Annotated in this window: 20 protein-coding genes; 7 read left to right on the forward strand and 13 right to left on the reverse strand. The window is 62.3% G+C overall.

Annotated features, from left to right (window positions below; translation table 11 throughout):
- Positions 1–293: 293 nt before the first annotated feature.
- Positions 294–1,067 (reverse strand): sulfotransferase domain-containing protein, encoded by a 774-nt coding sequence (locus Q1V57_RS04205; protein WP_300527862.1) that lies wholly within the window; start codon positions 1,065–1,067, stop codon positions 294–296.
- A gap of 237 nt (positions 1,068–1,304) precedes the next feature.
- Here Q1V57_RS04205 and Q1V57_RS04210 point away from each other — a divergent pair, with 237 nt between their 5' ends.
- Both Q1V57_RS04210 and Q1V57_RS04215 read left to right on the forward strand, forming a co-directional pair.
- Positions 1,305–2,060, forward strand: coding sequence for an SDR family NAD(P)-dependent oxidoreductase (locus tag Q1V57_RS04210; RefSeq protein ID WP_300527864.1), 756 nt, complete (start codon positions 1,305–1,307; stop codon positions 2,058–2,060).
- An 11-nt stretch (positions 2,061–2,071) separates the two neighbouring features.
- Positions 2,072–2,659 (forward strand): 2-hydroxychromene-2-carboxylate isomerase, encoded by a 588-nt coding sequence (locus Q1V57_RS04215; protein ID WP_366145074.1) that lies wholly within the window; start codon positions 2,072–2,074, stop codon positions 2,657–2,659.
- Positions 2,660–2,667: 8 nt separating this feature from the next.
- On the opposite strand, the gene Q1V57_RS04220 is transcribed toward Q1V57_RS04215, so the two are convergent.
- Both Q1V57_RS04220 and Q1V57_RS04225 read right to left on the reverse strand, forming a co-directional pair.
- Positions 2,668–4,545 (reverse strand): ABC transporter ATP-binding protein/permease, encoded by a 1,878-nt coding sequence (locus tag Q1V57_RS04220; protein ID WP_300527868.1) that lies wholly within the window; start codon positions 4,543–4,545, stop codon positions 2,668–2,670.
- Positions 4,546–4,615: 70 nt separating this feature from the next.
- Entirely contained in the window at positions 4,616–5,638 is a 1,023-nt protein-coding gene (locus tag Q1V57_RS04225; RefSeq protein ID WP_300527870.1) for a LysM peptidoglycan-binding domain-containing protein, read from the reverse strand.
- 135 nt (positions 5,639–5,773) lie between these two features.
- Here Q1V57_RS04225 and Q1V57_RS04230 point away from each other — a divergent pair, with 135 nt between their 5' ends.
- Entirely contained in the window at positions 5,774–6,328 is a 555-nt protein-coding gene (locus Q1V57_RS04230) for a TIGR00730 family Rossman fold protein (protein WP_300527872.1), read from the forward strand.
- Positions 6,329–6,346: 18 nt separating this feature from the next.
- Here the strand turns inward: Q1V57_RS04230 and Q1V57_RS04235 are convergent, their stop codons facing one another.
- The 8 genes from Q1V57_RS04235 to Q1V57_RS04270 all read right to left on the reverse strand — a co-directional run bounded on the left by Q1V57_RS04235 (position 6,347) and on the right by Q1V57_RS04270 (position 13,210).
- Positions 6,347–6,550, reverse strand: a complete 204-nt coding sequence (locus Q1V57_RS04235) for a helix-turn-helix transcriptional regulator (protein ID WP_300527874.1) — start codon at positions 6,548–6,550, stop codon at positions 6,347–6,349.
- Complete coding sequence (locus Q1V57_RS04240; protein ID WP_300527875.1) at positions 6,547–6,933, reverse strand: hypothetical protein; 387 nt, start codon at positions 6,931–6,933, stop codon at positions 6,547–6,549. Before Q1V57_RS04240 ends, Q1V57_RS04235 begins: the two co-directional genes overlap by 4 nt.
- Positions 6,934–6,944: 11 nt before the next feature.
- Complete coding sequence (locus Q1V57_RS04245; RefSeq protein ID WP_300527876.1) at positions 6,945–7,814, reverse strand: alpha/beta hydrolase; 870 nt, start codon at positions 7,812–7,814, stop codon at positions 6,945–6,947.
- Positions 7,815–8,095: 281 nt separating this feature from the next.
- The gene (gltX, locus tag Q1V57_RS04250) at positions 8,096–9,439 is read right to left on the reverse strand and encodes a glutamate--tRNA ligase (RefSeq protein ID WP_300527878.1); all 1,344 of its coding nucleotides are present in this window, start codon (positions 9,437–9,439) and stop codon (positions 8,096–8,098) included.
- A gap of 94 nt (positions 9,440–9,533) precedes the next feature.
- Positions 9,534–9,998: a hypothetical protein gene (locus Q1V57_RS04255; protein WP_300527880.1), complete on the reverse strand. Its 465-nt coding sequence runs from the start codon at positions 9,996–9,998 to the stop codon at positions 9,534–9,536.
- Entirely contained in the window at positions 9,995–10,465 is a 471-nt protein-coding gene (locus Q1V57_RS04260) for a hypothetical protein (protein WP_300527882.1), read from the reverse strand. The genes Q1V57_RS04255 and Q1V57_RS04260 overlap by 4 nt, the downstream gene beginning before the upstream one ends.
- Before the next feature lie 99 nt (positions 10,466–10,564).
- Positions 10,565–12,229: an NAD+ synthase gene (locus Q1V57_RS04265; protein ID WP_300527885.1), complete on the reverse strand. Its 1,665-nt coding sequence runs from the start codon at positions 12,227–12,229 to the stop codon at positions 10,565–10,567.
- 51 nt (positions 12,230–12,280) lie between these two features.
- Positions 12,281–13,210, reverse strand: a complete 930-nt coding sequence (locus Q1V57_RS04270; protein ID WP_300527887.1) for a Gfo/Idh/MocA family oxidoreductase — start codon at positions 13,208–13,210, stop codon at positions 12,281–12,283.
- 160 nt (positions 13,211–13,370) lie between these two features.
- Between Q1V57_RS04270 and Q1V57_RS04275 the strand changes: the two genes are divergently transcribed.
- Genes Q1V57_RS04275 through Q1V57_RS04285 form a run of 3 tightly spaced genes read left to right on the forward strand, consistent with a single transcriptional unit; the run spans position 13,371 to position 15,619 of the window.
- Positions 13,371–14,177: a DUF3667 domain-containing protein gene (locus tag Q1V57_RS04275; RefSeq protein ID WP_300527889.1), complete on the forward strand. Its 807-nt coding sequence runs from the start codon at positions 13,371–13,373 to the stop codon at positions 14,175–14,177.
- Between the two features lie 18 nt (positions 14,178–14,195).
- Entirely contained in the window at positions 14,196–15,191 is a 996-nt protein-coding gene (locus tag Q1V57_RS04280) for an NADP-dependent oxidoreductase (protein WP_300527891.1), read from the forward strand.
- Positions 15,191–15,619, forward strand: coding sequence for a PaaI family thioesterase (locus Q1V57_RS04285; protein ID WP_300527893.1), 429 nt, complete (start codon positions 15,191–15,193; stop codon positions 15,617–15,619). Before Q1V57_RS04280 ends, Q1V57_RS04285 begins: the two co-directional genes overlap by 1 nt.
- 10 nt (positions 15,620–15,629) lie before the next feature.
- Here the strand turns inward: Q1V57_RS04285 and Q1V57_RS04290 are convergent, their stop codons facing one another.
- Positions 15,630–15,797, reverse strand: coding sequence for a hypothetical protein (locus Q1V57_RS04290; RefSeq protein WP_300527895.1), 168 nt, complete (start codon positions 15,795–15,797; stop codon positions 15,630–15,632).
- A 241-nt stretch (positions 15,798–16,038) separates the two neighbouring features.
- On the opposite strand from Q1V57_RS04290, the gene Q1V57_RS04295 reads away from it, so the two are divergent.
- On the forward strand, positions 16,039–16,305 hold the full coding sequence (locus tag Q1V57_RS04295; RefSeq protein ID WP_300527898.1) for an HU family DNA-binding protein: 267 nt from the start codon (positions 16,039–16,041) through the stop codon (positions 16,303–16,305).
- An 83-nt stretch (positions 16,306–16,388) separates the two neighbouring features.
- On the opposite strand, the gene Q1V57_RS04300 is transcribed toward Q1V57_RS04295, so the two are convergent.
- Positions 16,389–17,759 carry a class II 3-deoxy-7-phosphoheptulonate synthase gene (locus tag Q1V57_RS04300; protein ID WP_300527901.1) on the reverse strand — a complete coding sequence of 457 codons (1,371 nt, stop codon included), beginning with the start codon at positions 17,757–17,759 and terminating at the stop codon, positions 16,389–16,391.

Genomic DNA, 17,759 nt, shown 5'->3' on the forward strand with positions numbered 1-17,759 from the left:
CAGGCTCCGCTGGCGCCCGGGCCCTGATGACGTGGCCACGGCCTCTCATCCCGGGAGCTGAGGGGGATTATGGGGGCAAGTGCGAGGGTGAGGATAACCCCTCCCTCTCCCCCTCCGGGGAGAGGTCCCGCGCAGCGGGGGGGAGGGGCGCGCGGCAATCGCCGCGCAAGGGAGAATTGACAACGGTCGCAAGCTTTTAGCCAAGCCCCTCATCCGCCCTTCGGGCACCTTCTCCCCGGTCGGGGAGAAGGAAGGGTTGGTGCGGGATAGGCGGGCTCCCGGGAGGCCGCGCATCAGGCGCGCAGGCGGGCGAGTTCCTGGTCCCAGTACGGATCCTGATCGAACCGGATGCCATAGCGCGCCATCAGATCGTTCAGGTCATCCGCGTAAAGCCGGCGCAGATAGTCCCGGTCGAGCTCGTGGAGCTCGCCAATGGTGTCGTCATGATTGACGAAGACCTTTTCCGAGGAGCAGGTAAAGCGCTCGACTTCGAGGAAGTCGCAAACCCGGTTCAGGGTCTCCTGGTGGCAATGTTTGAGATCACACTGGCGTAGAACCAGGACCTGGTAGGACGGGAAAATGTCATAAACCCGCTTGAGCTGGGCTGCATAAAAGCCGCGTTCAACATAGCTGAAGACCCGGTGAACCCCGGCCTCTGCGCCAAGCGCGTCAATTCGGGCGCGACCGCCGCGAATGGCCTGCTCGAAGGCAAAGGGCTCGCAGCCTCGGGCGCGTTCCATTTTCCAGTGCGAATAAGCCCGCTCGACCGGATCGCGCAGCAGCACGATGAGTTTCATCGCCTTGTTGTAGGCGTGCATGCGCTGCAGGCTACCGGGCCAATAGGTATAGATCGGGGTCGCATCACCCCAGATCATTCCCGGCGTCTTCTCCGGATAGTTCAGCAAGATGGCGTTATCGATATCCTTGGACCAATTGATCCGGTCGTTATCGAAAATGTGCATCTCTTTCTGGCTCCCAAACTCGATACTCGGGTGCTGTGAGAGAAAGCGCCAGAGCGCGGTCGTGCCGCATTTCTGGGCACCGGCGATTACGAAGTCGAGCTTCATAAGCATCCCCCGAACCGGAACAGGAATTTCATTCCCAACGGCATGATTTCCAACCAATTTCGAGTGTAGTTGCATAACCGCACAAATTCACGGCGGTATGATTAATCTTTAATGACAGGCGCTCGCGGGAGTGGCGGGCATGGATGCATAGCCCCAATTCCCTGCTCCGGCTGGACCCTCCCGTCGTTCCGCGCAAATCTCCGGAAAACAGCGCGTTAGAGCGCCAGGGAGAGTTCAATGGCCAGAGAGAGGTCAACAGGAAGTCCGGACAATAAGGGCACGGTTCTGGTCATGGGGGCCGGTGATGCGATCGGCAGTGCGATCGTGCGCAAATTTGCCTCTGCCGGCTATACGGTTTGCGCGGCGCGGCGCAATGGCGACCAGCTTTCAGATCTGGTCGAGGACATCCGGGCTGACGGCGGCCAGGCTCATGGCTTCAGTTGCGATGCGCGCGATGAAGAGCGGGTCGTCGAACTCTTCCGGCATATCGAAACCGAGATCGGCCCGCTCGACTGTGTGGTGTTCAACGTCGGCGCCAATGTGCCGATGGCAATCCTCGATACGGACAGTCGGAAATTCCGCAAGATCTGGGAGATGGCCTGTTTCGGCGGTTTTCTGACCGGGCGCGAGGCCGCGCGTTACATGGCCGATCGCGAACAGGGTTCCATCCTGTTTACCGGGGCCACGGCGAGCGTGCGCGGCGGGGCCGGATTTGCCGCCTTTGCCAGCGCCAAGCACGGGCTACGCGCCCTCGCCCAGTCCATGGCCCGCGAGCTCGGCCCGAAGAATATTCACGTCGCCCATGTCGTCATCGATGCCGCCGCCGACACCGCCTGGATCGCCGAGAACCACCCCAAATACGCCGAGTTCAAAGCCCAGGACGGTATTGTCGAACCTGACGACCTGGCCGAGAACTATCTCATGCTGCACGAACAAAAGCGCAATTGCTGGACTTTCGAGCTTGATGTCCGGCCCTGGGTCGAGCGCTGGTAGGAGAAACCATGATGACCAAAACCGTCGATTTCTATTTCGATTTCGGAAGCCCGACCGCCTACCTCGCCTTCAAACGCCTGCGCCAGCTGGAACAGAGCCATGGCCTCAAGGTGGATTACCGCCCGGTCCTGCTCGGCGGCGTGTTCAAGGCGACGGGCAATGCCAGCCCGGTGACGATACCGGCCAAGGGCGCCTATATGCTGACCCACGACCTGCCGCGCTTTGCCAGACGCTATAACGTCCAGATCAATTTCAATCCGCACTTCCCGATCAATACGCTCAAGCTGATGCGCGGCGCCCTTGTCGCCATCAAGCTGGACTGCCTGACCGGCTATATGGACGCGATGTTCGACGCCATGTGGATCGACGGCAAGAATATGGGCGATATGGATGTTGTCCGCGAGGTGATGGAGGCGGCGGGCCTGCCCGCCGACGAGCTGATCGCCGGCATGGACGATCCCGAGGTCAAAAAGATCCTGATCAAGACCACCGAGGACGCCGTCACCCGCGGCCTGTTCGGTGTCCCCACCCTGTTCATGGGCGAGGAGATGTATTTCGGTCAGGACCGGCTCGACTTTATCGAGGAGGCCCTGGTCTAGACCTCAGCCTAGACCTCGCTGGCGGCGCGATCCGTTTCGCCCGGGAAGTCCAGGACCTCTGCGCCCCCGGCTTCGCTCTGGCGGGCCCACATGCGCGCATAGATGCCGTCCAGGGCCAGGAGCTCTCCATGGGTGCCGGTCTCGGCAATGGCGCCCTCATCCATGACAATAATCTGATCGGCGGCGGCGATGGTCGAGAGCCGGTGGGCGACGGCGATCGTGGTGCGGCCGCGGGCCGCTTCGGACAGGGCGGCCTGGACTTCCTTTTCCGTCTCGCTGTCGAGCGCAGAAGTGGCCTCGTCCAGGACCAGCACAGCCGGGTCCTTGAGGATGGCCCGGGCCACACCGACGCGCTGTTTCTCACCGCCGGAGAGTTTCAGCCCGCGCTCGCCAACCTTGGTTTCCAGGCCTTCGGGCAAATTGCGGACAAACTCGCCCAGCTGTGCCCGCTCCAACGCCGCCATGATGTCTTCATTGCTGGCCTCCGGGCGGCCATAGATAACATTCGCACGCAAACTATCATTGAACAGCACCACTTCCTGCGGCACCAGGCCGAGGGCGTCGCGGACACTGTCCTGCTCGACCGATGTCAGGTCCTGACCGTCGATCAATACCCGCCCGCTGGCCGGGTCGTAGAAGCGGAAAAGAAGCTTCAGCATGGTCGATTTGCCGGCGCCCGAAGGTCCGCACAGACCAACAAAACTGCCGGCGGGGATATCCAGGGACACACCGCTGACCGAGCGTGAGCGGCCATCATGGGCGAAGCTGACATCATCAAAGCGCACGGCTCCGCCCGTGACTGTGAGCTGACCTGCATCCGGCACATCCGCGACGTCCGGCTTGATCGCGAGCGTGTCGAACAGGCGCTCCATATCGACCGCGCCCTGTTTGATTTCGCGATAGGCCCAGCCGAGAATATTCAGCGGCTGATAGATATTCATCAGGATCAGCGTCACCGCGGCGACATCGCCGGGCTGCAGCACACCGGTCCAGGCTTTCCAGCCCGCGGTCAGCGCCATGGCGAGCAGGCCGGCATTCATAATGAAAGCCTGGGCACCATTGAGCAGGGCGAGCGAGGACTGCGAGCGTACCGCGGCGCCGGCATAGCGCGTCAGGGCGTCGTCATAGGCGCGGGTCTCGCGCTTCTCTGCGGCAAAGGCCTTCACCGTCTCGAAATTGATCAGCGTATCGACAGCGCGGGCATTGGCCTCATTGTCGGCCTCATTCATGCGCCGGCGGATCTTCACCCGCCATTCGGTCACCGACCAGGTCAGCGCCATATAGGCAATCACCGTGACCACGGCGATGGCCGCAAACTCCCAGCCATAATTTAGGCTGAGCACGCCGGCGGCGAGCACCAGTTCCAGCAGGGTCGGCGCGATATTGAAGATCAGGAAGCGCATCAGGAAATCGACCGCGCGGGCACCGCGATCAATGATCCGGTTCAACGCTCCGGTCCGCTTGGTCTGATGATAGGCGAGCGAGAGTCCCTGGACATGGCCGAAGGCGCGCACCTGGGTGATGCGCTGGGCGTCCTGGGAGACCGGAGCGAACAGGCCGTCGCGCAATTGCGGCAGACCGGCTGACAGGAAACGGGCCCCGGCATAGGCCAGGAAAGCAAACACGAACAAGGTTGCAGCATTGGCCACCGTTTCGCCGGCTTCCCGGGCCGAGACGATGTTGATGCCTTCACCGAAATAGACCGGCGCGGCAACCGCGAAGATTTTCGCGATCACGGTCAGACCGAGGGCCAGCGCCATGCGGAAACGCCAGCGCTTCATGTCGTCCGAAGCCAGCAGGCCAAACAGGCGCCACATGGCCGTACCGAGCGAGCCTTTCGGGGCTTGCTGGGTTTCTTCTTCGCTCAGGGGGGTAGACGGTCTCATCGCGCCAAGAGATAGGGGGCTTTGACGCCCCCTGCCAGTGGTGGATGAGAATTAGCGGCAGGCCGGCACGCTAGCCGCCCTGCGGTTCGTCCATATCAGGCGCTTCAAGCACCTGCCCGGGATAGATCAGATCGGGATTGCGGATCTGGTCGCGATTGGCCTGGTAGATCACCGTGTACTGGATCCCTTCGCCATAAAGGCGACGGGCCAGGCGCCACAGAGAGTTCCCCGGCTGAACCACGACGCTGTCCGGTCCCATTTCGAGATCTTCCGGCGCAACCCGCTCGAACGGCAAGGCGATCACCGCAGTTACCAGCCCGCTCTCATTCACCTGGTCGACCTGGAGATCATAAATCCCCGGAGCCAGCAGAGCACCGGCCTGCAAATCCCAGCGGCCATCGCTACCGACCTCGACTTCGCCGACGAGTGCGCCATTGGCAAAGATGCGTACCCGCGTACCGGTCTCGGCACGGCCGGAGAAGAGGACAGCACCGGTTTCGTCATAATCGATCGTCTCGAGCACCAGGGCGCCCATTTCCGCATCGGCACAGGACGGGCACTGCCAGACCCGGCTGGCTTCCCCCGGACGGCCAACCACGACCAGCGGGGTCGGGCCGGGCACTTCGGGAATGGAGACGACAACGACCTGTTCGGACCGCAGCTCGCGTCCCGATGCGGTCCGCATCAACAGCCCAAGCTGGATCGCACCGGTCGGCAGCGGCTCTTCGCGGATAATGACCCACTCGCCCTGCTCATTGACCGGCATTTCCGTCGTCATCCGCCCGTCATGGCGGAAACTGATCGGCTCATCGTCGGCCAGCACCTGGATCATCGCCCCCGGCTCTCCCCGGCCCGCCATTACAGCGGAGCCGCGCGGATCGACGCGGACAATGTCAAATACGGGCGGCGCGATGAGTGTGGACGTCTCATCTTCGGACACCATGGTCGTGCCCGAATCGGCGGCAACCTCCGGCGGCGGTGCCGGAGCGTCGTCCGGTTCCGGGCTAGAGGGCCACATGATAAAAGTCAGCGCGGCGGCGATAGCCAACGCAGCCAGGACTGCGGCGATGATGAACGACCGCGTTGCGGCCATGTTCTGCCTCCTGTGTCTTACCGTCGAGAAAGCTTAACTGCATTCAGATCGGAATGAGCGTGATGCAAACCTCGCGCCGACGGCTTTCGGCGAATACCATTCCCACCCAAGAATGCAAACAAGGACGATGCTTCAATGGCGAAACTAAGGTCGATCGGTGTCTTTTGCGGTTCAAAACTCGGTGAACGCAGCAGCTATGAGCTGGCCGCCGAAGCTGTGGGCCAGGCGATCGCCGGCGCCGGGGCCCGTCTTGTCTATGGTGGCGGCGATGTTGGCCTGATGGGTGTCGCCGCCTCGACCGCCGCGGCTCAAGGCGGCGATGTGCTGGGCATCATTCCCGGCTTCCTGATTGCCCGCGAGGGCCATCTCGATGGCGTCGAGGTCCGCATTGTCGAGACCATGTCCGAGCGCAAACAGCAATTGATCGCCGAATCAGACGCCTATCTGATTATGCCGGGCGGAACCGGCACGCTGGAGGAAGTCTTCGATGTGGTCTCCCGCCAGCAATTGGGGCTGCATGACAAACCGATCGTCTTCCTCGACATTGACGGTTTCTGGCAGCCCTTCATGCATTTGCTCGATCACACGGTAACCGAAGGCTTCTCGCCGCAGACCATAGCGGATCACATTGTGCTGGAAGCCGACCCGAAAAAGGCAGTCGATCTGCTGCTGGAAACCGCGCCGGCCTAGCCTGGCCGGCGCGTTCCGTCAGTCCGGGTCGCCCTTGGGGTCGAAGACATCCTCGATCTTCAGCTCGAAGGCTTCGGCCAGGGCGAAGGCCAGGGTGAGCGAGGGGTCATGCTTGGATGTCTCCACAGCATTGATGGCCTGGCGTGACACCCCCACCCGCTCGCCCAGTTCAGCCTGGCTCCAGCGGCGCTCGGCGCGAAGAACTCTCAGACGGTTCTTCATTTCAGGCGCCAGTACAGGAGGCACTGCACCACTCCATAAGTCCCGATCAGCGCGGGGAAGACCCAGACATAGGGGATGTGCGGCACATCCAGGGACACCTCGATAAAGCCCCAGGCGAAGCTGACGAAGCCGACCAGGCCAGCCGCCCAGATTATCGCCTCGCTGATCACCCGGCGGTGAAACTCATCGGCTTCCCGGAAGGCCACGATAAAGGCATGCAGGGCGAACAGGACCGGGATGACGGGCGCCAGGGCAACAGCAATTGTGGCCGGTACCGAGAGCTCATAACGGTTCAGGATCGCGACCGAGATGAAGAGCACGACTGTGTAGGCCGCCATCGCTCCGCCAAAATGAACCAGATATCGTCTTGTGTTGAACGGCATACCGCCCTCCCCTAGTCCGCCAATTGCTGACGCAGGATCGCCATGAAGGCCTCCGGCTGATCCAGCATAATGAAGTGCCGCGAGTCGGCGATCATGTGCACGCTCGCATTTTCCAGCGGATATTGCCGCTCATACATGCTGGCGATGACGTCAGCGGGCACGGGCGAGGCTTCGCTCCACGGCGCCAGCACGGTGATGCGGGCATCAACATCCTGAAGAACAGCGGAGTAATCCGAGCCGGTCACCTCACCCATAGCCCGGGCAATCGCGCCCTGATCGGCCGCCGCCATCCAGCTGAGAATTTGTTCCTGGTCGTCAGCGCCGGTCGCCTGGATCGCAACACCCTGGCGCGACATGGACATGAATTGCTCATGGCTCATCGCTTCCAGCTGCGCCTGCATCTGCTGGCCCATCCGACCGGCCTGCTCCGGTGTAGCCACCGCATTGAACAGGCGGGCATAGAAGGGAACGCTGTCGACGACGACAACCTCATCAATGCGCCCGGGGGCCTGGGCAGCGACCTGCAGCGCGATCTGGGCGCCCATGGAATGGCCGACGAGAACGGCATTCTCGACGTTTTCCTGTTCGAGATAAGCGGCAAGCTCGGCAGCGACCGGCGCAACAAAAGGCCCTTCACTGACGCGGGCCGGTCCGCCGAAACCGTCCGCCGTGACGATATGCGCGTCGACCGTATCACCCAGCGCGGCAACGGTTCCGTCCCAGACGTCGCCCGGTGTGGCGAGGCCGGGAATGAAGAGCACGCTGCGCGCCTCGCTGTTTCCGGCGCGTTCAATGTCGAAATGGGTTTGCGCCTCGGCCTGGGCGTTGAGCAACAGCGATGCAGCGCCAACAAGCGTGGCGGTCATAACAGCGAAATTCATGAGATCACTCCCGTACCGACCAGAATGGAAATGATGATGGCGACCCAAACCGCCGGCGAAACCTTCTCCTTACACATATCCTGTCTCCTTTGTCCGATATGCACGACTTAATGTCATGCTTACCTGACACTTCGCGGGGAGAATTGTCAAGCACTCCTGACTTTTTATCTATCACTCATGACATTTGGTCAGGAAAACAATGATTTGAGAGATGCCCAACAGCAAAAACCCGCGGGCCCTGGGGCCCGCGGGTCATCAACTTGCTGGAAAAAAAATCGGGTCTAGGCGTTTTCGCCCTTGAGTCGGGCTATGACCTTGTCGCGTCCGATCAGAGGCAGCAGCACCGCCATCTCCGGACCACGCGGCTGGCCGGTCAGAGCGTGACGCAGCGGCATGAAGAGCGACTTGCCCTTGCGCCCGGTGGCCTCCTTGAGCGCACTGGTCCAGCTGCCCCAGCTGTTCTCATCAAGATCGCCCTCGGGCAGAGCCGCAGCGGCTTGGGCCGCAAACTCGCGATCCTCATCCTCAATCACCGGGGTGACGGGGCCATTGACCAGTACCGCCCAGTCACGGGCATCGCGGAGACGTTCCAGGTTCGGCCGCACCGCCGCCCAGACCGCGTCACCGGCATCGGCTTCCATCGCGCCCAGGCGGTCGCGTACGGCGTCATAGCCGGTCTCGTGCAGGATCTTGGCGTTGATACGGGCCAGTTCTTCCGGATCAAAACGCGCCGGCGAGCGGGTCAGCTTGCTCAGCGAGAAGCCTTCAAGCAGGTCTTCCAGCGCCATGAACGGCTCGACCGGGTCAGAGGTGCCGATCCGGCCCAGCAGCGAATTGACCGCCATGGCTTCAAAACCCTCGACCTCGCGCAGATCTTCCATGGACAGCGAACCGAGGCGTTTGGACAGCTTACCGCCATCGGCACCGACCAGTAGGGCCTGGTGGCCGAACACCGGAGCGGAACCGCCCAGGGCTTCAAAGATCTCGATCTGGGCGCCGGAATTGGTGGTGTGATCCTCGCCACGGATGATGTGGGTGATCTCCGCATCAATGTCATCGCAGACCGACGGTAGGGTGTAGAGATAGCTGCCATCTTCACGGATCAGGATCGGGTCGGACAGCGACGAGGTCTCGATCGAGACCGGCCCACGAACCATGTCCTCCCACTGCACCGGATTGCCGGACAGTTTGAAACGCCAGTGCGGCTTGCGGCCTTCCGCTTCCAGCTTGGCCTTGTCGGCATCGGTCAGGTCGAGCGCGGCGCGGTCGTAGACCGGCGGGCGACCATTGGCCATTTGCAGACGGCGCTTGCGCTCGAGCTCGTCACCGGTCTCGTAGCAGGCATAGAGCAGACCCTTGGCCTTGAGCTCCTCAGCGGCAGCGGCGTAGCGATCAAAACGCTCGGACTGTTTGAAGGTCTCGTCCCATTTCAGACCCAGCCAGGTCAGATCGGTCCGGATGCCGTCCTCATATTCCTTCGTCGAGCGCTCCAGATCCGTGTCATCAATACGCAGCACAAAAACCCCGCCCGCCTTGCGCGCAAAGAGATAGTTGAACAGCGCGGTGCGCACATTACCGACATGAAGCTTGCCGGTCGGGCTGGGAGCGAAACGGACTTTGGTCATGGGAAATCAGGCCTGCGAATAGAAGAGGCCGTGGCTTACTCCGCGCCGGGGCGAAGGGCAAGTTCAGGGGACGGTCGGGGCGAGTTAATCCAGGCTAAGACAGCTCCGGCCTCCCCGCAGCGAGCCAATAGGTCAGCCCGCCCATGGCGCCGCACAGCGCGGTCATCGCGGTAAGGCCCTGCCCTTCAGGCCCCGTCATTATCGGTGCGCCGAACAGCTGAACAAAACCCGCTGCCAGGGCCGCACCGATGACGGCATCGGTCAGGCCGCGGCGGCATTTCAGGGCGCGTTCGAGCATGACCAGGAGCGGCATGGGGACGCTGGTGAGAAAGGCGGCCAGCAAGGCGATGGCGACGGCCTGGGGCAGTGCGGCGAGGAGTTGCCAGAGAAAGCCGGCGATACCGCCCTCTCCGCGAGCCAGGAAGACCACGCCCATGGCCCAGTAAGCTGTCAGGGCGGTGGCGGCACAGCCCATCAGCCAGGCCCGCACCGGGTTTGCCGGTGTTGTAGGCTGTGGGCCTGGCTGATGTGGGGTTTGCGGCAGGACAAGCGCGGTCATTTCGGCCTCCCTGCAGCATTCCAGTAGGTCAGGCCGCCAACGGCGCCAGCGGCGGCGAAGAGCAGCGTCAGGGGTTCGCCGCCATTGCCAAGCGGGGCGCCAAGCAGCTGGATCAGTGTGCCGCCCATCAGGGCACCGAGGACCATGTCGGCAAATCCTCGGTGCAGGCGGGTCAGCTTGGCCAGGCACACCAGTCCGAGCCAGGGCAGCGCCGTCAGCATGATGACGTAGAAGACGACAAAGGCCGCCCCGATTGCGGTGATCATGAAGCCGGCGGCGATGGCGCCGGGGTCGAAGGCGAACCCGTTATCCATGGCATCGACCGTGAGGGCGTAGACCAGGAAGACGAGGACGATTGTTGTGGCGGCGGCGAGACAAGCCAGTAACCAGGCGCCAAAAGCGCGCAAGACCGGATCGGCCGCTCCGCGGCCCGTCGCGTTTACGGGAACCAGTGCCTGGGTTGTCATCACAGCCTCCATTTCTTCAATTTCTGTGTAGACAGAAATATCGGAATTTACCGTTTATGCCATGAGGCAGGCTGACGCACCTCGGTGTGCACAGGCTGGTTACTTGCTGGCGCGGAAGCGGTTGGTGATGGGATAGCGGCGGTCGCGGCCGAAATTCTTGCGGCTGATCTTCACGCCCGGCGGGGCCTGACGGCGCTTGTATTCGGCGAAGTACAACAGGTTCTCGATCCGGCGAATGGTCTCGGCATCATGCCCCTGGGCGACCAGTTCCTCGGCACCGAGTTCCTGTTCGATCAGGCCGTGCAGGATGGCGTCGAGGACCTCATAGTCCGGCAGGCTGTCCTGGTCCTTTTGGTCTTCGCGCAATTCGGCGCTCGGCGGTTTGGTGATGATGCGATCCGGGATCACCTCGCCGACGGGCCCCTGCCCGACCGGCGAGCCAATACCATTACGCCAGCGGCACAGCGCGAAGACTTCCGTCTTGTAGATGTCCTTGAGCGCGTTATAGCCGCCATTCATGTCGCCATAGAGGGTCGCATAGCCGACCGCCATCTCCGACTTGTTGCCCGTCGACAGCACCATCGGGCCAAATTTGTTGGACAGCGCCATCAGGATCATGCCGCGCACCCGCGACTGGATATTCTCCTCGGTGGCGTCGGCCTCCATACCCTCGAAGTGCGGCGCGAGGACGGACCCGAAACTCTCAATCGTCGGCTCGACATCAATGATGTCATAGCGCACGCCGAGGCGTTCGGCGCAGGCCTTGGCGTCTTCCAGGCTTTCCTGCGAGGTATATTTTGACGGCATCATCACCGCCCAGACCCGCTCCGGCCCCAGCGCGTCGGCGGCAATGGCAGCAGAGATGGCGCTGTCGACCCCACCGGACATACCCAGCACGACGCCGGGGAAGCCGGCCTTGTCGACATAATCGCCCAACGCCTTGCTCATGGCGCGCCAGTCGGCCTCCAGGCCGGTGACCTTGGCCGCCTTCGTGGCGTTCTCCGCCACCCAACCATTTTCGGTCCGGACCCAGTCGAAACAATCCAGGCATTCTTCAAAAGCCGGCAGACGCTGGGCTTCGCGCCCCTGGCTGTCGAGGATGAAGCTGGCGCCATCAAAGACCAGCTCGTCCTGGCCGCCGATCTGGTTGACGAAGATCAGCCCCTTATCGCCTTGCCAGCGGTCAAACCAGCTGGTGAAGGCCTCCGCCCGTTCCGCCTCGATCGTGCGGCGCCAGGGCGAACCATTGATCGAGATGAAGAAATCCGCCCCCTTGGCGATCAACGCCTCGGGCACGTCATGGTGCCAGATGTCCTCGCAGATCGGCAGTCCAAGCTTGAGACCGCGCCAGTCCACATTCTCCGGGATCGGACCGGCGGTGAAGACACGTTTCTCGTCAAACACAGCATAATTGGGCAGGTCGTGCTTGAAGCGCTTGGCGAGGATGCGGCCCTCATCGAGGACCAGGACTGCATTGTAAAGCCCGTCATCGTCTTGCCAGGGCAGACCGATAATGATCGCTGGCCCGTCCCGGGTTTCCGGGGCCAGCGCCTCGACGGCCTCGCGGCAGGCGGCGACGGCGGCCGGTTTGAGCACCAGGTCCTCGGGCGGATAGCCGAGGAGAAACAGCTCAGGGAAGATGATCAGGTCGGCACTGCGGGCGCGGGCATCGGCATGGGCGGCGCGGGCGCGCGCCAGATTGCCGTCGACATCGCCGACAACGGGATTGAGCTGGGCAGATACGATCTTGAGACGGTCGGTCATGCTGCGCACTTAGACCCCGCCACCGCGAACGGCAAGAGGCGAGCGTTGCGCCTAGACGCCGTACTCGCGCTCGCCATCAATGGCACGGGCCGCATCGAGCGCGCGCAAACCGGCAATGCCCGGCACGACCACCGGCTCGCCATCGAGAACCGAAGCGATAAATGCATCGACATTGGCACCGAGAGAATCCTTCGCCGTCGGGGTTTCCGCGAAACCGGCATTGAGTTCGTACGGCGTAGTGTTTTCGAACGTCTTGGCGATGAAATCGATATCCAGCGTGCCGTTCGCGTACTCAACATGCATTTTGCGGTCGCGTTCGTGATGCACGCGGCTGGCAATCAGCTCGGCAACACAACCATTTTCGAAACGGATCACGGCCTTGGCGATATCCGGCGAGCCGTGACGCCCCTCATCCACCTCGCCCTCTACCGAGGCCACAGCCGCACCGGCCAGGGCGATGGCGAGATCGAGATCATGCACCATCAGGTCCAGCGTGACGGAGACGTCGAGATTGCGCTCGGAGGCCGGGCCCATACGGCGGGCCACGATCTTCTTGGGGATTTCCGGCACGGAGAGCAGCCCCATCGCCTGGAAGACAAAGCGCTCCTGGTGCCCGACCTGCAGTACGCAGCCATGGGACGAGGCCAGCGCAACGAGTTCGCGCGCTTCCTCGACACTGGAGGCTATCGGCTTTTCAACCAGGACATGCTTGCCCGAGGCCAGTGCGGCGGCGGCAGCGGCGAAGTGGTGCACGGCCGGACAGGCAACAGTAATGACGTCACAATCGGCGATCAGCGCTTCCAGCGTGCCATAAGCCTTGCCGCCCTGCTTGTCGGTCAGCGCCTTGGCAGCGGCGGGAGACGGGTCAAACACGCCCATGAAATCCGTGCGCGGATGCCCCGCATACTTCGAGGCATGGAAGCCACCGAACACGCCCGCGCCCACGACACCGGCTTTCAAACGCTTGCTTTCACTCGACATAACAGTCCCCACAGTCTTCGCGGCGTTCCTATAGAGCCAGCCATGACAATCAAGCCGCGCATGCATCACCTCTTGTTTCCGCGCATTGCAGCGAAGACGGCCCGGCCCGCTTGCACCCGCCTAGGTGAGGGTTAGATTGTTGCAACAAGGGGGAGGCGAAATGAGCGGGTCAGGATCAGATCAAGATCAGACGGCCAAGCCGCGCGATGAGCAATCGCGCGACGCGCTGGATTCCGTGACCATCGCCGCCTTCGATGTCGACAGCCGCATTTTTCGCACAATGTGGCATTCGCTCATCCGACCCAATGACGTTGCCCGCTCAGCGCTGTCGGCCGACTATTCGCGTTATCTGTCGCCGATCCGCGTCTTTGTCGCCCTGTTCAGCTTCCAGTTCGCCGTTGCGGCCCTGTTTGGCGCTCCGATCGATTTCAGTTTCGAGGCGATGATGATGGGCGTGCCGCCAGACGCGGGTGAGGCCTGGCTGGCCACAGGAACGCCACAGCCTTTGAGCGCCCGCGAAATCGACCCGGCACTTATGGGCTTGATGGGCGCACTCTTGTGGCCGATCACCGTGGTCAGTTCGCTGCCCTATCTGTGCATGCTCAAACTCTATCGGCCCTCGGTCAGCTGGTGGGGGCACGTCCTGCTCTATCTTGTCCCTGTCAATGGCAGCTTCCTGATGATGATCGGCTTCCTGCCGCTATTTCCATTGTTTCAGGACCACGCCAACGCGCTATTCGGCCTTTCCACCACGCTCGCATTGGTGCTCTATTTCATTCTCGCCGGCCGTGTCCTGGCCGGTTTCTATGCGCGTTCGTCACTGGGGGTCACCATGCGGGTGATCGGGCTGATCGCCATGCTACCCATTACCTTGCTGATCACCATGGTCATGCAGATGGTCGCGGCCTTCTGGCTGCTCAATTCGGAGTTCGGCCTGTCCGCCGCCGCACTCTTCTCTCTTCTATAAAAAACCGGAGTTGGTCCCATGAAATCGCGTGAAGTTCACCTCAACGCCTATCTGCAAGGCCCCCCGAAAGCGGAGAATTACTCCGTGGTTGAAGCCGAATTGCCCGCTCCGAAAGAGGGCGAGGTTGTAGTGAAGAACCTGTACATTTCCGTCGACCCCTATATGCGCGGCCGCATGAGCGGCGTGCGCACCTATATCGACCCGTTCCAGATCGGCGCGGTGATGGAAGGCGGCGCTGTCGGTGAGGTCGTGGAGAGCAAGTTCGACGGCCTCAAGCCGGGTGACCATGTCATGTCCATGCTGGGCTGGCGCGAGGGCTATACTGCACCGGGCGAGGGCCTGATGAAGATCGACACCTCCATTCTGCCGCCGCAGGCCTATCTCGGCATTGCCGGGCTGACCGGCCTGACCGCCTATGTCGGTATCAAGCGCATTATCGGCCTGAAGGAAGGCGAGACCCTGTGGATGTCGGCTGGCGCCGGCGCGGTCGGCTCGGCCGGTATCCAGTTCGCAAAGGCCATGGGTGCCAAGGTCATCGCCACGGCCGGCGGCCAGGAGAAGTGCGACTATGTCAAATCCATCGGCGCTGATGCGGCGATCGATTACAAGGCGACCGACGATCTCACCGCGGCCATCCACGAAGCGGCGCCGGACGGGATTGACGGCTATTTCGAGAATGTCGGCGGCGCCCACTTCACCGCCGCCCTGGAAAACCTCAAGCCGTTCGGCCGCATCGCCGCCTGCGGCATGATCCAGCGCTATAACGACACCGCCCAGGCCCAGATTACCGACAACCTGGTCTATATGGTCGGCAAGTCGCTCAAGATTGAGGGCTTCATCGTTTCCAACCACCTCGATATCCAACCGGAATTCGTCAAGGACCTGACCGAGTGGATGATGGCCGGCAAGATCCAGCCGGCCGAGACCGTGGTTGAAGGCATTGAAAGTGCTCCGGGTGCCTTTGCCGGCCTCTTCGAGGGCAAGAACACCGGCAAGATGCTGGTCAAGATCTAGTGGCCGGACCGGTTTCACTGGAATCGCTCAAGACCCGGGGGGATGGACGTCTCCCCGGGCTTCTGGGTCTGGAAATCCTCGATGAAACCACGCGGGAGGCGATCCATGGCCGCCTCGCCGTGCGCGAGGAATTACTGGCCCCAAACGGCTTCCTGCATGCGGCCACCGTCGTGGGACTACTCGACACGCTGAGCGGTTACGGCACCATGGCCAACCTGCCTGAGGGCGCACAGGGCTTCACCACGGTGGAGCTGAAGTCGAACTTTCTCGGCACGGCCCGCGACGGGGCCCTGATCGGCATAGCGCGGCCCCAGCATATCGGTCGTTCGACCCAGGTCTGGGACGCCGAGGCGGTGCGAGAGAGCGACGGCAAGCGCGTCGCTCTGTTCCGCTGCACCCAGATGATCCTCTGGCCGAAAGGCGCCTAGCGGTCCTGCTTCAGGCGTCCTGTTCCGGGCGGCGCATCAGCCGCCCGAGGGTCCAGCCGCCGGCGATCGCCGCAATTAGCGGCGAAAGCGTCTCACCGGCACCAACCGTCCAGGCAATGCCGTAGACCGCCAAACCGGCTGTCAGGGCGAAGGGCAGCATGCGAATCGGACGAATCACGAAGTCCTCCTCAAGAGGCGGTTCACTATGAAACATAGGGGAAAATGACCGCAAAAGCTGCGCCGAACGCCGGAAATCGGGGTTTTGCAGAGAAAAAAGCAGCAAATCGGGGTCGATTCGCCTGTTATTGCTTGCAAACCCTCGCCGATCTTGGCCTTCATTACCCGTCAACGAATACGCGGCCCGTTGCGGCGACGATGACCGTCTCCGTAAACCCGCGAACAACTCCGGGGGGAACCCTATGAACAAATCTGATCTGGCTAAAGCCGTTAGCGACAAAACCGGTCTGTCCCGCGCTCAAGCTGGCGACGCTGTCGATGCTGCCATCGAAGCAATCGTCGGCTCCGTGAAGGGCAATGACAGCGTTCAGCTCGCTGGCTTCGGCACCTTCTACGCCAAGCACCGCGAAGCGCGCGAAGTGCGCAACCCGCGCACCGGCGAAAAGATGATGTCCAAGGCACGCACCCAGGCGGCTTTCCGCCCGGCCGCTGCGCTGAAAGACATCTAAGATTACCCCTCAGGGTTCTTAGTGAAACGCCGCCGAGCTCAAGCCCGGCGGCGTTTTTTCTTGCCTGGTTGTCAGCACCTGGATCAGGCGGCGTGGGCGCCGGAATTATTGGCCCGTACGCGCTTGAGGCTTTCAGCAATGCGGAAGGCCATGTCGAGCGCCTGGTCGGCATTGAGGCGCGGATCACAATGGGTGTGATAGCGCGACGCCAGGTCCGCCTCGGTCACCGTCTTGGCACCGCCGACGCATTCGGTCACGTCACGACCGGTCATTTCAAAGTGGACGCCGCCGGGATAGGCCCCTTCTGCGTACAAAACGTCCATGAAGCCCTCGAGCTCGTTGAGGACCTTGTCGAACTCGCGCGTCTTGTAGCCATTGCCCGTCTTCACGGTATTGCCGTGCATGGGATCGCTCGACCAGACGACATTCTTGCCCGCCTGCGTCACCGCCCGCGCCAGCGCCGGCAGTTTCTCGCGCACATTATTGGCGCCCATACGCGTGATCAGCACCAGACGGCCAGCCTCATTGTCCGGGTTGAGCGCATCGATCAGCGGCAGGAGAACATCCGGCGTCATCGTCGGACCGCACTTCACACCGACCGGGTTGGCGATGCCCTGGGCGTATTCGACATGGGCATGATCGAGCTGACGCGTCCGCTCACCAATCCAGATCATGTGCGCCGAGGTCGCGTACCAGCGGCCGGAATTGGGATCGCGGCGGGTCAGGGCTTCTTCAAACGGCAGATGCAGCGCTTCATGGCTGGTGAAGAAATCGACGCTTTCCAGCGACGGGGCACTGTCACGACCAACGCCACAGGCCTTCATGAAGTCCAGCGCCTCGGAAATCCGCGACGCGGTCTCGGCATATTGTTCGGCCGCCGGGCTGTCCTTGACGAAATCCATCGTCCACTGGTGCACATTGTTCAGGTCGGCATAACCGCCTGAAGCAAAGGCGCGCAGCAGGTTCAATGTGGAGGCGGATTGGTCGTAAGCGCGGATCAGGCGGTGCGGATCCGGCTCACGCGATTCCGGCGTAAACGCCGCATCATTGACACTGTCGCCGCGATAGCTCGGCAGCGAGACGCCGTCGCGCACTTCCACATCGCTTGAACGAGGCTTGGCGAACTGACCGGCAATGCGGCCAACCTTCACCACCGGCTTGGAGGCGGCAAAGGTCAAAACCACCGCCATCTGCAAAAGCACCCGGAACGTATCGCGCACGCCTTCGGTCGAGAATTCCTTGAAGCTCTCGGCGCAATCACCGCCCTGAAGCAGGAAGGCATTGCCCGCCGTCACATCCGCCAGCTGTTTGCGGAGCCGCCGGGCCTCGCCGGCAAACACCAGGGCCGGACGAGCAGACAGCTCGCCGATAACCCGATCAAGCGCAGCCTGATCGCGGTAATTCGGCATCTGCAGGACGGGTTTTTCTCTCCAGGAACGGGGGGACCAGGTCAT

Source organism: Maricaulis sp. (assembly GCF_030149425.1).
GTDB lineage: Bacteria > Pseudomonadota > Alphaproteobacteria > Caulobacterales > Maricaulaceae > Maricaulis.

Excerpts from the sequence above, each read along its gene's own strand:
- Q1V57_RS04205 (WP_300527862.1), bottom strand. The coding sequence starts at position 1,067 with ATGAAGCTCGACTTCGTAATCGCCGGTGCCCAGAAATGCGGCACGACC.
- Q1V57_RS04210 (WP_300527864.1), top strand. The coding sequence starts at position 1,305 with ATGGCCAGAGAGAGGTCAACAGGAAGTCCGGACAATAAGGGCACGGTT.
- Q1V57_RS04215 (WP_366145074.1), top strand. The coding sequence starts at position 2,072 with ATGACCAAAACCGTCGATTTCTATTTCGATTTCGGAAGCCCGACCGCC.
- Q1V57_RS04220 (WP_300527868.1), bottom strand. The coding sequence starts at position 4,545 with ATGAGACCGTCTACCCCCCTGAGCGAAGAAGAAACCCAGCAAGCCCCG.
- Q1V57_RS04225 (WP_300527870.1), bottom strand. The coding sequence starts at position 5,638 with ATGGCCGCAACGCGGTCGTTCATCATCGCCGCAGTCCTGGCTGCGTTG.
- Q1V57_RS04230 (WP_300527872.1), top strand. The coding sequence starts at position 5,774 with ATGGCGAAACTAAGGTCGATCGGTGTCTTTTGCGGTTCAAAACTCGGT.
- Q1V57_RS04235 (WP_300527874.1), bottom strand. The coding sequence starts at position 6,550 with ATGAAGAACCGTCTGAGAGTTCTTCGCGCCGAGCGCCGCTGGAGCCAG.
- Q1V57_RS04240 (WP_300527875.1), bottom strand. The coding sequence starts at position 6,933 with ATGCCGTTCAACACAAGACGATATCTGGTTCATTTTGGCGGAGCGATG.
- Q1V57_RS04245 (WP_300527876.1), bottom strand. The coding sequence starts at position 7,814 with ATGAATTTCGCTGTTATGACCGCCACGCTTGTTGGCGCTGCATCGCTG.
- gltX (WP_300527878.1), bottom strand. The coding sequence starts at position 9,439 with ATGACCAAAGTCCGTTTCGCTCCCAGCCCGACCGGCAAGCTTCATGTC.
- Q1V57_RS04255 (WP_300527880.1), bottom strand. The coding sequence starts at position 9,998 with ATGACCGCGCTTGTCCTGCCGCAAACCCCACATCAGCCAGGCCCACAG.
- Q1V57_RS04260 (WP_300527882.1), bottom strand. The coding sequence starts at position 10,465 with ATGACAACCCAGGCACTGGTTCCCGTAAACGCGACGGGCCGCGGAGCG.
- Q1V57_RS04265 (WP_300527885.1), bottom strand. The coding sequence starts at position 12,229 with ATGACCGACCGTCTCAAGATCGTATCTGCCCAGCTCAATCCCGTTGTC.
- Q1V57_RS04270 (WP_300527887.1), bottom strand. The coding sequence starts at position 13,210 with ATGTCGAGTGAAAGCAAGCGTTTGAAAGCCGGTGTCGTGGGCGCGGGC.
- Q1V57_RS04275 (WP_300527889.1), top strand. The coding sequence starts at position 13,371 with ATGAGCGGGTCAGGATCAGATCAAGATCAGACGGCCAAGCCGCGCGAT.
- Q1V57_RS04280 (WP_300527891.1), top strand. The coding sequence starts at position 14,196 with ATGAAATCGCGTGAAGTTCACCTCAACGCCTATCTGCAAGGCCCCCCG.
- Q1V57_RS04295 (WP_300527898.1), top strand. The coding sequence starts at position 16,039 with ATGAACAAATCTGATCTGGCTAAAGCCGTTAGCGACAAAACCGGTCTG.
- Q1V57_RS04300 (WP_300527901.1), bottom strand. The coding sequence starts at position 17,759 with ATGACCTGGTCCCCCCGTTCCTGGAGAGAAAAACCCGTCCTGCAGATG.